This is a genomic window from Trichocoleus sp. DQ-A2 (genome assembly GCF_039961915.1).
Lineage (GTDB): Bacteria > Cyanobacteriota > Cyanobacteriia > Cyanobacteriales > FACHB-T130 > FACHB-T130.
This window is the reverse complement of sequence record NZ_JAMPKD010000001.1, coordinates 128,144-144,805: the sequence shown is the minus strand read 5'-3', so window position 1 is coordinate 144,805 and position 16,662 is coordinate 128,144. Positions and strand designations below refer to the sequence as shown.

Sequence of the window (16,662 nt, the reverse complement as noted above, 5' to 3'; positions counted from 1 at the left end):
ATGGATGAAGACCGATGTTTTAGTCATCGGTGGTGGTACTGCTGGAACGATGGCAGCCATCAAAGCAAAACAGGCAAATCCTGAGGGAGAGGTGCTGATTTTAGAGAAAGCAAATATCCGTCGCAGTGGGGCGATCGCAATGGGTATGGATGGGGTCAATACAGCCGTCATTCCTGGTAATTCTACCCCAGAGCAATATGTTCGCGAAATTACGATTTCCAACGATGGCATTGTGAACCAAAAAGCCGTCTATCAAACCGGGAAACTCGGCTTTGAAGTCATTCAAGAACTGGAAAGCTGGGGCGTGAAGTTCCAAAAAGACATTCACGGCAATTACGACCTGAAGCAAGTGCATCGCGTAGGGAAATACGTGCTCCCGATGCCAGAAGGAAAAGACCTCAAACAAATTTTGACCCGGCAAGTAAAGCGCCACAAAGCGAAAGTCACGAATCGGGTGATGGCGACTCGTGTTCTAGTGAAGGACGGACGCGCTATTGGAGCGGTAGGGTTTGACGTGCGAAACGGTGATTTTGTCGTGATTCAGGCAAAAGCAGTCGTTTTATGTACAGGAGCTTGCGGACGCTTAGGTTTACCCGCCTCTGGCTATCTCTACGGCACCTATGAAAACCCCACCAACGCTGGTGACGGCTATTCAATGGCGTATCACGCAGGCGCAGAACTCACCAATATTGAGTGTTTTCAAATTAACCCCTTGATGAAGGACTATAACGGTCCTGCCTGCGCCTATGTCGCTAGTCCCTTTGGAGCCTACACTGCTAATGCAGAAGGGCACCGCTTTATCAGCTGTGACTACTGGAGCGGTCAGATGATGCTGGAAATCTGGAAGGAGTTGAATTCTGGAAAAGGCCCGGTTCAGCTGAAGATGACCCACTTAGATGAAGACACTATTTCAGAAATTGAGTCGATTCTGTGGTCGAATGAACGACCCAGCCGAGGACGCTTCCATGAAGGTAGAGGCGAAAATTACCGCACGAATGGCGTGGAGATGAATATCTCAGAAATCGGTTTGTGTAGCGGTCACAGTGCTTCTGGAGTCTGGGTCAACGAGAAGGCGGAGACGACGGTTCCAGGATTATATGCAGCTGGAGATATGGCGAGTGTCCCGCATAACTACATGATTGGGGCGTTTGTATTTGGTCGGTTGGCGGGTACAAATGCGGTGGATTATATCGAAGGATTAGAGCATATTGAACCCGATCCTGATGTTTTAGAGGCGGAAAAACAACGAATTTATGCTCCATTGAACAACCCCAATGGTGTACCGCACACGCAGGTGGAGTATAAGTTACGGCGCTTGGTCAATGACTATCTCCAGCCGCCCAAAGTAGACCACAAGATGGAAATTGGGCTAAGAAACTTTGTGCGCTATCACGAAAGCTTAGAGATGATGGGCGCACGCGATCCGCATGAATTGATGCGCTGCATGGAGGTTCACTTTATTCGCGATTGTGCTGAGATGGCAGCACGCGCCTCACTGTATCGTCGGGAAAGCCGTTGGGGACTCTACCATTACCGCGTGGATTATCCCGACAAGAACAATGAAGAATGGTTCTGCCACGTCAATCTCAAGAAAGACGAATCAGGCGAAATGGCTTTGTTCAAGCGTCCAGTTGAGCCGTATGTGGTGGACGTTGATATTGAACGAGAAGTTTATGACGTGGCGGTGCGCTAAGTCGGTCAATTTGTAGCAAACAGAGGAAGAGTTATGGCTTTAGCTATGCAACGGGTGGATGTACCCGTAATCGTGGATGAATCGAAATGCCTAGAAAAGTGTACGGCTTGCATTGAAGTTTGTCCGCTGGATGTATTGGCGAAGAACCCTGAAACGGGCAAAGCGTATATGAAGTACGACGAGTGCTGGTTTTGCTTGCCTTGCGAGAAGGAATGTCCCACCAACGCGATTACAGTACAAATTCCCTTTTTGTTGCGATAGAGGAGTGAAGATGTCTGTGGATACTGAATTGAACCAATGGTTGGAAATGCTGCGATCGCCCGACGCTAGCGATCGCCTAGTTGCCGTCAAAATGCTGCAACATTTGGGCGATGAGGATGCTCTGGAACCCTTGATTACAGCCCTGCAAGATGAGAGCATGGCTGTGCAAAAGCTAGCGGTGACGGCACTGTGGGAGTTAGCTAATCCCAAGGCGGTTCCGGCTTTAGTGGAATGTCTGGCTTCAAGCGATGAAGAGATTCGGGAAGAAGCGCTATCCGCCTTGGGCGAATTAGTTACCCCCGATCGCTTGTTGTTGCTGCTAGATGCCTTGCATCGAGATGACATGAATATGCAACTGAACGTGTTAATTCTGTTGCGGAAGATTCACGATGCTCAGTCTCTACCCTACGTGCTGCCGTTCTTTGAGTCAGAAAATGCTCAGTTACGGGAAGCGGCAGTGACAACGCTACGCTATCTCAATCAAGTGGAACGCTGCAAAGAAGCGATCGCCTTAATGTCCGACCCCGATGAGAACGTGCGGCGTTCTGCTGCCCTAACGTTAGGACATTTAGCAGATGCAGAAGTAGTTCCCCGTCTGTGTCAAGCACTCACTAGCGATGCGGATTGGCAGGTGCGGCGTAATGCAGCAAAATCGTTGGCACTTCACGCTGATGTTGCGGCAGTTCCGGCTTTAGAAACGGCTTTGGCCGATGAGCATTGGCAGGTGCGGAAGTTTACACTTCAGGCTTTGCAGAAAACACCTGCCGATCAAACCTTACCCGCGTTAGTGAAAGCATTGGCAGATGAGTACTCGGATGTGCGTCGAGATGCAGCGATCGCACTCGGTATCCTAAAGAACCCAACGGCCCTGAATGCACTCCAGCAATCCCTGGACGATCCAGACAAAGACGTGTGTATTTACGCACAACGAGCGATTCAGAAAATCCAGGAGTCCACGCCAGAGACATCCAATGCCTAGCCATCAATCTCCCTTCCGCCAAACTCATTCAATAGAGGAAGTTGCCACTCCTCCTGATCCGGTGACTGAATCTCGGCAACGAGAAGTTGTCCAGTGTCTCAAACAGGTAGTTGAACCCATCCTCAAAAACGACATCGTTAGCTTAGGGATGGTGCGGAATCTGCGGGTTGTGGATGACTATATTTATCTACGGCTGTATGTGGGGAAACATCAGCATCACCTACAAGCAGACATTCAATCGGCGCTTTCGCCCGTAACCTGGTGCAAGAAAACTTATATCCAACTCTGCACCATTCCCGGTGTCAGAACAACGTTGGCAATTTCCAGTGGCAAGGGAGGTGTAGGCAAATCCACAACATCGGTTAATTTAGCCGCCGCTTTGAGTTTGCAAGGGGCGAAGGTGGGTTTACTCGATGCTGATGTCTATGGTCCCAACGTCCCCCAGATGTTGGGACTGGGACAAGCAGATGTCAAGGTGATTGATACACCCAACGGTCAAAAGTTTCTCCCCCTAGAAGCCCACGGTATCAAAGTTATGTCAGTAGGACTGCTGGCCGAACCCGATCATCCCCTAGCTTGGCGCGGCCCCGTCCTGCACAAAATTGTCACTCAGTTTATTCAGGAGGTGGAATGGGGAGACTTGGATTACTTGCTGATTGATTTGCCTCCTGGCACAGGCGATGCTCAAATTACGATTGTGCAAGAAAGTCCGATTTGTGGCGTAATTTTAGTGACGACTCCCCAACAAGTTGCGGTTTCGGATGTTCGCCGCAGTGTCCATATGTTTCGTCGTGTCGGCATTCCCGTGCTTGGCATTATCGAAAATATGAGCTATTTAATCTGTGGTCATTGTGGCGATCGCACTCCGATTTTTGGGAGTGGTGGAGGGCAGCAGCTATCGACAGAACTCCATGCCCCTTTACTTGGACAGGTTCCGATTGACCCTAGTATTTGTATGGGTGGGGATACGGGAACGCCTTTGACCCTAACGCATCCAGGTTCCACAGTGGGGCAAGTATTTGTACAAATGGCTAGGGCGATCGAGACGACTTTTCGCCCTTGTGAAGTTCTGACTTGACTTGATAATTGATTTGGGAATTGCACAATCGAAGCATGATCCAATGTCCACATTGTCAATCTAACCAAACCGTCAAGAACGAACGACGCAACCGTCAACAGAGCGATTGATGATGCAGTTGCGATCGCCAATTTTGCGAAACTTCCACGAAACGCTGACGACCCCGAAAAAGTTGAAGAACACGGCTTAAAACTCTATCGTTCTTCCATCATTATTCTCAGATGAAAAGATGTAACCCTTCCCACACAAGCATTTTAGTTTTACGCAACAACTATATCTAGAAGATTAGAAAATAAAGCGATAAACCCAATTCCAGTCAGAGTTAAAAAATCGTCTTAAATTTTTGTTTTCAGAGAGTGACAAGACAGGGAGAGCGGCGAGTAAGCTTAAGCTTAACTCAGTGCCATTCGAGTTAAGCTTGTGTTTCGTTTCTTTATTTTGATTTCTCTTGCCGAAGTAGAATTGCAAACAGCCAATCAATGTACATCCATCCTTCAGGTTTAAATGAACGGAATAATGTACATTGACCTAATAACTATTCTCTAGTTACCAAGGGCATCCTTGATGCTATCAACAGCCTTTTCAACAAGACCTTTTGTGTTGTCTACTGCTTCCTTAGTCCGAGCCGCATCTTCATCTGCTCTTTTCTCAATTCGCGCTGCATCTCTGTTGGCTTTACGCTCAATGAGATTCCCATGCCCATCCGTTCCTTCCTCGACTCGGTCGGCATTCTTATTGGCAGTTGCTTTTACCTTGTCTTTGACATCGTCAATGAAATTCTTGCTTCGGTTCAAATCTTCATTGGCTTTTCCTTTAACCTGGTCGCTCGTATCTACAGATGCGATTAGGTTTGCACTAGGAGCAGCCATTGCTGCGCTGGTCGAGAAAAAGGCACCCTGCCAAACAAACGCGATCGCTGACACGCAAAACAGCGTTGTAGCCAGCCAACGTCCTACAGTTGAAAGTCCTTTCGTAAAATAATTTGGTTGCATAGAACACAATCTCATTAGGTTTAGCAATCCTATATTTACTTCATTTGGCTTATCAGCTAAACCGCTCTCTAGACAGATGTTGCCTTATTACAAATTGTTCAAATAATTCACTCTTCCGATAGATTGAACAAATATCATCCAGCCTGCATACGTTTAAACTTAATATATTAACAACCTAATAATTCTATTTCTATTAGACTACAATACCCCTACTGGTTAACTAACAAAACTCAAGAGATCGAACGACAAGATTTTACTGTAAAGTTTTATTACAAGTAGTGTTAATTCTGTTTTTTCAAGGCAACTGCATCGGGCAGGATTAGCTTATCCGTGTGCTTGAATTTATTTCAGTTGTGAGAAGAAGTACTGCCTTCTGCGGGTGGCGTCGGCTTAGATGCTAATTCAGCAGTGCTATCATTTGCGGATGTAGCCGTTTCCGTGTCTTTTTTAGCTTGCCACAAAAGTGTTTTTATCTTCTGTAAATGCTCAAATGGTAAAACGGTACCCTTCGTAATCTTTAGTTTAGTAGTCCCGCTAGGACTTTCGGAGTGCTTTCGCACTTCCTCCACCAGCTCTTTGAAAATCTCAATCGCCTCGTCAACTTTAGGATTTACTCCTTGAATTTGATTCAAATGTTTGCTGACTTCCTCGAAGTCGCTGGGGTCTAAAGTCGCGTCTCTGGTAAACTTTAGCTCAGTCAATCCTCTGGGACTTTCTGAATGCTTTCTTACTTCTTGTACTAGCTTGTCAAAATCTTTAATCGCTTCATCGATTGGTTGTTGCGGTTTAATACTTCTTGCACTGACCTCGTTTATCCCAGTTTGAAGTACCGCGACTAATAACCGATCCTGTAGAGCGCGAAAGATCAAAGTACCTGCGGAACCAGCAACTGCGGAGGTTGCTAACAGGATAAAAGCCGTTTCTGGTCGGACAATCGCGATAGCTGGAGGTGCAGCAAGGGCACCAATGAGTAACCGTGCCACTACCCCTAAATCAATCACATTCGTAGAATGAGCATAGGCAAACTTTACTGCTAAATCATCATCGGTCGGCTTATGAGGTAACTCAATATTTCCCTGGAGATTGAGCAGTTCGTAGACTAACCCACCCAGGCTTCCAGCAGCGAGGATTACCCCAAGCATCATCCAAAATTTGCAGTCAGCCAAATTAGGAGTTTCTAAAATTTCTTTTACATTTATCTCCCAGTTGTTGGGTTTAATTTGATTTGAATTTGGAATAGGGCTGGATGTGGGAAGTAGAGTTGGGCGTGGGGAAACGCTTTGACTGTAGGCTGCTGTAGCCGTCAGGCTCGTAGTTAGAAGAAAACCAGAAATAAGAATGTTTATGTGCTTCATCTTTTAGTTATTTGCCTCTAATTTGATATAGTTATAGTTAAAAAAATGCTATAGCAATCGTATTTGAATTGCGATATGCCAGCGGGTCAGAATCCCTCACCTCTTGCAGGGATGGTTGAAACCGCACCTACACAAATGAAACCTGCCTACGCAAGTTACAAGACTAAATCTTGTCTGTTGTTTTAGAAATCACGAGAGCAGCAGTATAAGCTGATTTTTGAGTTTCTGATCCACTAATGGGAGCTGGCTGAAGCTCTACAAACTTAATATTATAGTTGCTGTCAAAGTTTTGCACTGCTAATGCTGGATTTCCGCCACCAGTGGTCAAAACAAAATCTCCTGTATTTTGACTGTCTTTCCAAATATTTACCACAATTTTTGCTCGTCCTGCCCAAATACACTGGATATTAATAGGACAGCGCGAATCTTCTGTGATGTCAGTAAATTTCACCCAAATATTTTCATCAGGTAAAATAGCGGTTTCGTTTAAATTTATCTGAAACTCACGATTTAATTGAGTAATAATTAACTTCCCGTTTTGTTGAGCGAGTAATTGGGAAGCAGGTGAAGTAATCGGTTCGGTGGCTAGTTGAGCGTCTTTTTGTGCTAAAGATAAGGATTGAATACTGAAAACAACTGCACAAGCCAAGACGAGAAGGAATAATCTAATTTTGGGATTCTGCAATTTCATGATTGTTGTTTTTTCTCATCCTTTTTAAGAAAATAAAATATTTCGTCTTATTCGGAGGCTAAAAAATTAGTGACTCGCAGTGAAATAGGCGGATGAACTAGATGCGATCGCGTATTTCCTCCTATCCATTAATCTAGCTCAATATTAAGGATAGTATGCCTTAAAGATATAAGCGATCGCAGCACAAAACGGCGTGTATTGTCCCTTTGCATCTAACTGCTTGTAGCTTTGAGCAAACTGTTGTATCTCTTCGTCCGTTAGTCCCTCAATCGCTAACAAGACTCCATTAATCGCCTCGCGACGCATTGCCCTCAGCTTGTCAATGTCGAGTCCAAGCTGAGAAATCGTTGTTGCTGCTGTTGCTTGCTTACCTAAATCGTCTGTTGGTAGGATTTCTCCTGAACCAGAGTACCTAAAGAAATTAGTGCAGTCCGCATCTAAAGGAGAAACCATTAAATGCTCATCGTACCAGTCATCTTTTTTGCGTCCACAATGAACCGGGAGTGGGGGTGGTTCTTCACTTTCTCCCTGGCATGAAGCCAACAGATTTGTGTACTCTAGCGCTAGATGTGGATAGGAGCTTTGGGGTTTTAGATGTTCGATATGGCTATTTTCTCTAGCAATACGCATTCCGCAATAGCAACAGGTATAACCTTGCTCTTGCAGCAGCCTATTACAAACATCTGTTTTCTCTTGTCCGCGTAGGTCATCATAAGTGGGTATCCAGTCTTCGTTAGCGAGCGCTTTCCACTTGGTGAAACTTTCCGGCTCCTTGTTTTTTCTGATGTACTTCATCGGTTAAGAATTTCTTTTCGCCGCATGAGTACATCTGCCCTAACAAACTCTGGTTCATCAGTTCCAATTTGGTCAGCGATTTGTTGGCGCAATTGTTTAGCACCGTCAAGATCCCCCTTATCGATGAGTCGAAATAGCTCCAGGAGTTCGTCTTTGATTTCCTGCGGACGGGCTGGAACACCCATGAGGTCTTCTAAAATACGATTGCTGTCTCTACCAAAAGAACTTTCTGGACGTTTAGCAACAACACCTTCAGATGTTGCCTCTAGAATATAGATTCCATTAGGTTTAACTTCGCTGATTACCTGTGGGGAATGGGTTGTAACGATGAACTGACAATTAGGAAATGTTCTTGTTAACGCGGGAATAATTTCGCGTTGCCATTTCGGGTGAAGGTGCAGTTCAATTTCGTCAATGAGAACAACGCCTTCGCCTTGGAGTGGATCAGGTAAACCTGGGTTTGCGATCGCTAACCTTCTCGCTAAATCTCCCACCATTGCCAATAAGCCTTTCTCACCATCAGACAGCTGCTCGATGATAAGTTCCTGACCTTGTTTTGTGGCAATCATTCGTAAAGGCGATCGCCTCACCCGCAAGTTAGAAAAATCGGGCATCAGTGAATATATGGCTTGCCTTACTGCTTCTAGTCGATTATCTCTGTAATCAGTATTATCTCTCCGTTCTTCGTTTTCCAAATCTTCTACCGCTCTGAACCATTGGAAAAAGCTACCGAAGTCAGTTTGTACCCCGGTTAGTGACCACTCGTAGGGATCTATCTGCTCAAGCAGGTTTCCCTTAGGAATTTCCAGGAGAATCTCAAAAACGGCACGATTGACCGGGTAATATACTGCCAAAGGTGTGTTGTTTTCGGGAGTGATTGCTAAATGATTGTATATTTCATCGTCGTCAATAGCCGCTTCTAACTCAGTAAGTTCGCCGCTTTCATCTGTGCTGCCTTTTTGACGAACTTGGGCGAGAGACCACCTTACTTCCCGTGAGGCGATTGAAATTGTAATCTCGTTGTCTGTTCTTTCGTGTCTATTTTTGATGTCTTGACTTCTAAAGAAACGTTCAAAGCTATAATTAAATTCAATTCTCGCTAGCAAGTGAGATAGAAGAATGGCGAGACAATCAAGAATGCTTGATTTTCCCACTCCATTGACGCCGATGAAAACCGTTGGCTCATCAGTATCGAACTCTAGCGTCAGATCGCCAATGCCACGGAACGAACTCATTTTTAGGCGCTTGACTTTCATAGTTTGAATCAGGCTGAGTGCAGCGGAATGATGCCTTGGTCGAAAATGCGGTTATCGCTGCCGATACCGCTAATGATTATTCTGTCTGCATATACATTAAGTGCCGCAAAACTCAATTGACTAGTAGAATGCGCCGTCCATTCTGAACGTTCCACCGGGCGGAGTCCTGCCCCTGCCCCACAGATGAGGTAGGTAGTACCATTGATGGGCTGAGTGCGCTCATAATGGTGGTCGTGACCGTTAATGTAAAGTTGCACTCCGTACTTTTTAAATAGTGGCGTCAAGGTTTGTATAAAGGGTTGATTAACCCCGTATGCACCCGATGAATAAATCTGGTGATGACCAACAACTACTTTCCAAGGGGCATTACTGCGAGTGAGTTCTTTTTCTAACCATTTTAGTTGAGTTTCCCAGTCAGCATTCTCATTAGTATCTAAAGCAAAAAATTGTACGGGGTTGCGGCGGAATGTGTAGTAGCGTTGTCCCTGCATATTAAAGCCTGGATAGCGCACTTGGGGTTCTCCGTTATCGGTGCGGATGTCGTGATTGCCAAGAACCGCCTGAAATTTTACTCCGCGCCGCAATAAAGCTTGATAGGGGCGCTCAAAGACATCGACAATTTTCTCGATTTCACCGTTGTTGTAAATATTGTCACCCGCAAGAATTGCTAAATCAAAGGGCTTTAGCGCGTGGTAACGAGCCATTGACGCTGCTACAGCATACTGGCTTGCCGAACCAGTGCCGGTGTCAGCGACGGAGACAAACCGCAGGAGAGGGGATTGTGATGAACTAACGGTTGTCGATTTGGAGCCTAAGTTGGAGGAAGGGGAGGTTTTTGACGTCTCTCCTGGGTTGATATCTTGACTCTGAGCGATTTGGCTGCGGAATTTTCTGACCAAAAAAGCTAAGCCGAAGCCACTGAGGCTACTTAAAATTAGAAAGTCACGGCGTTTAAGGGGCATGGATTACTTGATTAAGAGTTACGTAAGTTGGGCGCAAGTCGATTAAAGCAGAATAGCAAAGTGGTAGATTAGGGCTGTGAAGGCAGCATTCGGTAAAAATTTACCGTAATTGCACCTATTTGCACTGCCCTCAGGGGAAATTCGATGCCAGAAGATCAACCGAAACAGCCAACTTCTTCAGCTAAACCGGCACCCCAAACGCCGACGCCCACGGGGGCAAAAAGCCAATCGGGAAAAGCCCTCCAGCAAATTTGGGCTAGATTCCAACCCGTTCTGAAAGTGCAAAGCCTTAAAACTCTGCGTGGCACAATTCAGCTACTGGAAGGGGTTGTCGAAAAACTGGAGGCAGAACCTACCGAACAGTTACCCTCAAGGACTCCTTCTCCTCCGGAAAAGGTGGTATTTCAACCTACTGAGGGGGTGACAGAGCTGACGCCAGAAGTGACGCCAGAAGTGACGCCAGAAGCACCAGCATTGGCTACAGAGACGTCAGCCCTAGAAACCTCTGCGGACACGCCAGCACCAGAGACACCCCCTGCTGAGGTGGTGCCTTTGCCACCGACGCCGAGTCCTCTAGAGAGGTTCCGTCAGAGTTGGATGCGCTTTGTGATGTTGTGGAATGCGACGCTAGGGAGAATCCGCTCAATTCTGCCGGAAGCAATCAGTCAAAAGCTGTCGAATACGGCTTTGTCGGGAGCGATCGCAGGCGTTCTTCTCGTAGTACTCTGGACAACAGCCGCCCTAATACCTGGGAAGCCTCCGACTGACGTGGCGAATCTTCCGACTTCACAAATTACCACTCCACCGGAATTAAAAGCGCCTGAAGCACCGGAACCCGTGGAAACGGTGACGCCGCCTCCCCCAGTGCTGACTCCAGAGCAAAACCTGATTGCCTCTATCCAAAATCGAGTCACTGAAATTACCAGCCAATATGAAAATGGGCTGATTCAGTCGATTGAAGCTAACTTTCCAGGCAGTTTGCTAATCGTGAAGGTAGGAGATGCTTGGTACAATCTCTCTGTCTCTAAGCAGGACAAATTAGCTGCTGAAATGCTGCAACGTGCTAGAGAACTCGACTTCAGCAAGCTACAAATCGCCGATTCTCAAGGCGACGTGCTAGCGCGTAGTCCAGTCGTGGGAAACACGATGGTGATTGTGAAGCGGCGTCAAGTGGCGGCGACTTAGTTGTTGCGCGGGTGCCGCCAAATCTACCTAAAATACTTTTTCTGGTTATACCTTCGAGGCATCGAGGGTATTTTTGTTTTTGCACGTAACTACCGATTTCCCGCACGCACCGATTGGGGCGAATTGTTAAAGTTCAAACTTTGGGTTGGCAGCATCCAGGTAATCAGCAATCCCTGAAATGCACCTACTGCAACCAACGCCCATAAAAAGCCGGTTTTCCTGATAACTCGTGGTAAAGCGTGCATAAAAATTACCCTAGGTAGCGCCCTGGCACATTCACAATTTTTTAGACCACAAAGATAACTAGAGCAATCTTTGTATGCCTCTACCTAAAGAAGTATATCCCAATAATTACCTACGTGCTGAGACTAAATCTAGAAAAAAACTGCTGTTTCACGAGAAATACTGATAATTAAGTAGTCAAAGTTTTAATTATTACAATTATTTTTAGCTAAAAATTATGATTTTTATGAATTTGGGAAAGCAGTACGGTACATCTTTACGTTGTAATCTATACCTGTAATTGCGGTGCCGACGACAACAGCATAAGCTCCTAATTCCAAGGCGTGTTTAGCTTGCTGCGGTGAGGCAATGCCACCTTCACAAATTGCTGGAACGCTTAGCTGTTCGACTATTTGGGCGAGAAGATCGAAGCCGGGAGGAGCCAGATTTTTCGTTTGGGCAGTGTAGCCATAGAGCGTGGTACCGACAATGTCTGCACCAGCCGCCGCCGCCGCGATCGCGCTCTCTATCGTATCCACATCAGCCATCACCGGCTTGCCTAATTCATCGTGAATCCGGGTAATGAGTGTTTCTACTGTTTCCGCGCCTGGGCGATCGCGTAAAGTAGCGTCAATGGCAATAATATCCGCACCGGCTTGAGCGATCGCTTCCGCGTGTTCAAACTGCGGCGTAATATAAACTTCGTACCCCGGTATCTGTTGTTTCCACAGCCCGATAATCGGTGATTTTACCCGTTCCCGGACTGCCTTCACATGAGCGGGCGTATCAATTCTGACACCGACGGCTCCGTTAAGGATAGCGGCTTGCGCGATCGCGGCAATTACCGATGGCTCATGTAAAGGCGAGTCAACCGGAGCCTGACAAGATACAATCAGACCTTGACTCAGCGCGTTTAATCCTTGGGAATTTTGGTTCATGGTTTATCGTCAAATGCCATGAACATTGAACAACGAACCATGAGCTTTGAGCAATCCACTTTCAGCTAAGTATGAGAAAGTCATACCTTGGCAAGAGCGAATCTCAAGAGCCAATCTAAAATCTAAAATCGCTATTATGCATCGTCTAGCCGCTACTCCTGGGGGATGGAATCCTGACGCTGAAGGCGTCATTTTTATCGAACAAACCCCTGCCCCGATCGTCCTTCTCACCGCAGCGGACACCGATATTCAAACGCTCGCCGCAGCCGTATCCAAATTACCAGAGGGATTTCCAGCGCTACGAGTCGTCAATCTTTTGCAGTTGCAGCAACAGCTCAGTATTGATACTTATGCAGAAGAAGTGCTAGAGCAGGCACAGGTAATTATTTTACGGCTACTGGGAGGACGTTCTTACTGGTCTTACGGGTTAGAAGTAGTACGCGAGACAGTGCAGCGAACGGGTGCAGCATTGATTGTCCTGCCAGGAGACGATCGCCCAGATCCTGATTTAATCAGTCATTCTAGTGTTTCTCTATCAGTTGTGAACCAGTTGTGGCGCTACCTCATCGAAGGGGGCGGGGAAAATTTCGCCAACGCCCTAAAATTTATTGCTGATGTTTGTCTAGAAGGTAGTTACAATCCACTCCCACCCCAAGAAGTTCCTCGCGTGGGGCTTTATCAATGGGAAATGGGGGATGAGGGAGAAAATTCTCCTTTCCCATCTCCCATTAATTGCGCGAATAATATTAATAAAAACCTAACCCCCCAGCCCCCTTCCCTACGAGGGAAGGGGGAGAACGAGTCCCTTTTCCTTGCAGGAGAGGGATTGGGGGAGAGGTTAGATCCGAAAGTTGGGATTTTGTTCTATCGCGCTCATTATTTAGCGGGAAATACCGCTGTAATTGATGCGCTTTGCCAAGCTTTAGCCGCACGAAAATTAGAACCCGTCCCCGTTTTTGTCTCTTCTCTGCGAGATCCGGATGTGCAGGAAGAAGTGTTGCAACAACTCCAACCTAAAGATGCAGAACCCATACAGGTTTTGCTGAGTACCACCAGCTTTGCGATTAGCTCATTGCCAAGCGCGAATGGTCAAAAATTAGCGATGAGCGATGAGCCATTAGCACTCAGTACCTTAGATGTACCAGTGTTGCAGGTAATCCTCAGCGGTGGCACGGTGGAACAATGGGAATCTGGGTTTCAGGGGCTATCGCCACGGGATATGGCGATGAATGTAGCGCTACCAGAAGTGGATGGGCGGATTATTAGCCGTGCGGTTTCGTTTAAGGCGGTGCAAACCCGGAATCCTCAGTTGGAAACGGATGTGGTGGTTTATGAGCCAGTACGCGATCGCATTGAGTTCGTTGCTGACTTAGCTTCTAATTGGGCAAAACTACGCCAAACGCCACCATCTGAGCGCCGAATTGCCTTGATTTTGGCTAATTATCCCAACCGAGATGGGCGTCTTGCCAATGGTGTTGGGTTGGATACTCCAGCAAGTTGTGTGGAAATTCTCAAGGCGTTGCAGTTGGCTGGGTATCAGGTTGAAAATATCCCGGAAACTGGAGATGAATTGATTGGGCGTTTAACGGCTGGGGTGACGAACGATCCGGAGGGGGGATTGCGCCCCGTCGGGCAATTTGTCTGTGGGGAAGAATATCAGGAGTATTTTGCGACGTTGCCAGTGGACGTGCAGAAGGGAATATGCGATCGCTGGAGTTCGGTTTTGGAGATGAACCGCACTAGCAAAGCCATGCGCGTTAGCGCTTTAGACGCTAAGAACGCGAAGGAAGAGAGGGAAGAGAGATTTATTGAGTTAACTGGTTCTGTTTCTGAATTCCCGATTCCTGGTATTTATCTGGGTAATGTGTTTGTAGGGATTCAACCAGCGCGGGGTTACGATATTGATCCTAGTTTGAATTATCACGCCCCAGATTTAGAACCGCCTCATCGTTATCTTGCTTTTTACTATTGGGTGCGGCAACATTTTGGGGCAGATGCAATCGTTCATGTGGGGAAACATGGGAATTTGGAATGGTTGCCGGGTAAAAGTGTGGCACTCTCTGAAAATTGTTATCCAGAGGTTGCTTTTGGCGCATTACCTCATCTTTATCCTTTTATTGTCAATGACCCTGGCGAAGGTTCGCAAGCTAAACGTCGCGCCCAAGCGGTAATTATTGACCATTTAACGCCGCCGATAACTCGCGCTGAACTTTATGGTTCTTTGCAACAATTGGAAGGATTAATTGACGAGTATTATGAAGCCCAGAGTTTAGATCCGTCGCGCCTGCCAGTGATAAGCGATCGCATCACTCAGCTAATCCTTGAAGAAAACCTCCATCAGGATTTAGGGTTAGAAACTCTTAACAACAGAAGTGAGGAAATCCAAAATTTCCTTACCCGCGCTGATGGGTATCTGTGCGAATTAAAAGAGGCTCAAATTCGAGATGGTTTGCACATTTTTGGGCAATGTCCGCAGGGGCGACAACTCAGGGATTTGATAGTAGCGATCGCTCGTCACCCCGGTACTCATCGTATCGGTTTAACTCGCGCGATCGCCCAAGATTGGGGTTTAGATTTCGACCCCTTGACAGCAGATCCGGCTCAACCTCTCCCTATCCCCCCCGTTCAAAAGGGGGACAACGAGCAAACAATTGCAGCCTATCGCACTGTTGGTGACGCAGTTGAAGCATTAGAACAACAAGCAGCTAACTTGGTGGAATATCTACTCATCGCCCCCTCCCTTTCCACTCCCTCTTACCCTCTCCCCGTTAACGGAGAGGCTTGGGGTGGGGTAGACGGTGATGCCACGCAAAGAGAATTGGAGTGGATATGCAGCTACCTTCTGCCTTCCCTGCAACAAACTACCCAAGAAATCACCAATTTATTGCACGGCTTAGATGGGCGCTTTGTCCCTAGTGGTGCCTCTGGCGCACCAACACGAGGACGCCCAGACGTTCTGCCTACGGGTCGCAATTTTTACTCGGTTGATATTCGGGCAATTCCCACAGAAACCGCTTGGCTGGTCGGGCGCAAAGCAGCAGAAGCTTTAATTGAACGATATACGCAAGAAAACGGCGAGTATCCCAAAACACTCGGATTATCCGTATGGGGAACTTCCACGATGCGGACTGGCGGCGATGATTTGGCAGAAGCACTGGCATTGTTAGGAGTACAACCTGTGTGGGATAGTCCATCGCGGCGGGTGGTAGATTTTGAAATTTTGCCAATTTCCGTTTTAAATCGTCCCCGCGTCGATGTCACGCTAAGAATCTCTGGCTTTTTCCGCGATGCTTTTCCGAACTTAATCGATCTATTCGATCAAGCGGTGGCAGCGGTAGCGGCGTTGGATGAACCGCCGGAACAAAACCCCCTAGCAGCGCAAGTTAAACAAGAAACCGAGTTATGGGAAGCGGCGGGGTTAAATCAGGAACAAGCAGAAATGCGATCGCGCTATCGCATCTTTGGTTCTAAACCTGGTGCCTACGGTGCGGGATTGCAAGGCTTAATCGAAGCCCAAAACTGGACAGATGACGAAGATTTAGCCCGTGCCTACATCAACTGGAGTAGTTACGCCTACACTAGCACCGCAGATTCCTCGCCTCCCTTGTCAAAAGGAGTTGCGGGAGATGTTTCTTCTCCTCCCCTGAACAAAAGAGGTTTAGGGGGAATCGCCGCTCCAGAAGCCTTTGAGCAGCGTCTACGCCAGATGCAAATCGTATTGCACAATCAAGATAACCGGGAACACGATTTATTAGATTCAGATGATTACTATCAATTTCAAGGCGGTCTAACAGCAGCAGTTCGAGCAATGAGTGGCAAAAATCCTCAAACTTACTTTGGGGATAATTCCCTTCCTGAAAACCCAAAAGTGCGGCAACTGCGAGAAGAAATTGCGCGAGTATATCGTTCTCGTGTCGTGAATCCAAAATGGATTGCTGGAGTCATGCGCCACGGTTACAAAGGTGCTTTTGAAATGGCAGCAACCGTTGATTATCTCTTCGCTTATGATGCCACAGCAAATTGTGTGGAAGATTTTATGTATCAAGGAGTTGCAGAAGCGTACTTATTCGACCAATCTGTGCAGGATTTCATCCATCAGAAGAATCCTTGGGCATTGCGAGATATGGCAGAACGTTTGCTAGAAGCTAATCAGCGCGGTTTGTGGCAAAACGTCAATCAAGAAATGGTGGATAAGTTGAGAAGCTTAGTTCACCAAGCCGAAGCCGTCATCGAATCTACCACTGCCCCTTAATAT

Annotated in this window: 14 protein-coding genes; 6 read left to right on the top strand and 8 right to left on the bottom strand. The window is 46.9% G+C overall.

The window, feature by feature from the left end; genetic code table 11:
- The first annotated feature begins 4 nt into the window (after nt 1-4).
- The 4 genes from NC997_RS00580 to NC997_RS00565 are packed head-to-tail and all read left to right on the top strand — an operon-like array spanning nt 5 to nt 4,011.
- Nucleotides 5-1,693, top strand: coding sequence for a fumarate reductase/succinate dehydrogenase flavoprotein subunit (locus tag NC997_RS00580; protein ID WP_190524450.1), 1,689 nt, complete (start codon nt 5-7; stop codon nt 1,691-1,693).
- Nucleotides 1,694-1,726: 33 nt separating this feature from the next.
- On the top strand, nt 1,727-1,954 hold the full coding sequence (locus tag NC997_RS00575) for a ferredoxin family protein (RefSeq protein WP_071958132.1): 228 nt from the start codon (nt 1,727-1,729) through the stop codon (nt 1,952-1,954).
- Nucleotides 1,955-1,964: 10 nt separating this feature from the next.
- Nucleotides 1,965-2,933 (top strand): HEAT repeat domain-containing protein, encoded by a 969-nt coding sequence (locus tag NC997_RS00570; protein WP_190524372.1) that lies wholly within the window; start codon nt 1,965-1,967, stop codon nt 2,931-2,933.
- A complete protein-coding gene (locus NC997_RS00565; protein WP_190524369.1) occupies nt 2,926-4,011 on the top strand; it encodes an Mrp/NBP35 family ATP-binding protein in 1,086 nt (361 codons plus the stop codon). Before NC997_RS00570 ends, NC997_RS00565 begins: the two co-directional genes overlap by 8 nt.
- A gap of 542 nt (nt 4,012-4,553) precedes the next feature.
- Here the strand turns inward: NC997_RS00565 and NC997_RS00560 are convergent.
- The 6 genes from NC997_RS00560 to NC997_RS00535 form a co-directional block, all read right to left on the bottom strand.
- On the bottom strand, nt 4,554-5,003 hold the full coding sequence (locus NC997_RS00560; protein ID WP_190415064.1) for a hypothetical protein: 450 nt from the start codon (nt 5,001-5,003) through the stop codon (nt 4,554-4,556).
- A gap of 347 nt (nt 5,004-5,350) precedes the next feature.
- Nucleotides 5,351-6,358, bottom strand: a complete 1,008-nt coding sequence (locus NC997_RS00555) for a hypothetical protein (RefSeq protein ID WP_206753338.1) — start codon at nt 6,356-6,358, stop codon at nt 5,351-5,353.
- Nucleotides 6,359-6,521: 163 nt separating this feature from the next.
- Nucleotides 6,522-7,049 carry a hypothetical protein gene (locus tag NC997_RS00550; protein ID WP_190524363.1) on the bottom strand — a complete coding sequence of 176 codons (528 nt, stop codon included), beginning with the start codon at nt 7,047-7,049 and terminating at the stop codon, nt 6,522-6,524.
- Between the two features lie 144 nt (nt 7,050-7,193).
- Entirely contained in the window at nt 7,194-7,844 is a 651-nt protein-coding gene (locus tag NC997_RS00545; protein WP_190524360.1) for a retron system putative HNH endonuclease, read from the bottom strand.
- A complete protein-coding gene (locus NC997_RS00540; protein WP_190524357.1) occupies nt 7,841-9,100 on the bottom strand; it encodes an AAA family ATPase in 1,260 nt (419 codons plus the stop codon). The genes NC997_RS00545 and NC997_RS00540 overlap by 4 nt, the downstream gene beginning before the upstream one ends.
- A gap of 8 nt (nt 9,101-9,108) precedes the next feature.
- Nucleotides 9,109-10,062, bottom strand: a complete 954-nt coding sequence (locus tag NC997_RS00535) for a metallophosphoesterase (RefSeq protein WP_190524354.1) — start codon at nt 10,060-10,062, stop codon at nt 9,109-9,111.
- 144 nt (nt 10,063-10,206) lie between these two features.
- On the opposite strand from NC997_RS00535, the gene NC997_RS00530 reads away from it, so the two are divergent.
- Nucleotides 10,207-11,247: a hypothetical protein gene (locus tag NC997_RS00530; RefSeq protein WP_190524351.1), complete on the top strand. Its 1,041-nt coding sequence runs from the start codon at nt 10,207-10,209 to the stop codon at nt 11,245-11,247.
- A gap of 89 nt (nt 11,248-11,336) precedes the next feature.
- Here NC997_RS00530 and NC997_RS00525 read toward each other — a convergent pair whose 3' ends face one another.
- Together NC997_RS00525 and NC997_RS00520 are read right to left on the bottom strand one after the other, a co-directional pair.
- Complete coding sequence (locus tag NC997_RS00525; protein WP_190524348.1) at nt 11,337-11,492, bottom strand: hypothetical protein; 156 nt, start codon at nt 11,490-11,492, stop codon at nt 11,337-11,339.
- Between the two features lie 222 nt (nt 11,493-11,714).
- Nucleotides 11,715-12,407 (bottom strand): N-acetylmannosamine-6-phosphate 2-epimerase, encoded by a 693-nt coding sequence (locus tag NC997_RS00520; protein WP_190524345.1) that lies wholly within the window; start codon nt 12,405-12,407, stop codon nt 11,715-11,717.
- Nucleotides 12,408-12,543: 136 nt separating this feature from the next.
- Between NC997_RS00520 and cobN the strand changes: the two genes are divergently transcribed.
- Entirely contained in the window at nt 12,544-16,659 is a 4,116-nt protein-coding gene (gene cobN, locus NC997_RS00515) for a cobaltochelatase subunit CobN (RefSeq protein WP_190524341.1), read from the top strand.
- The last annotated feature ends 3 nt before the right edge of the window (nt 16,660-16,662 follow it).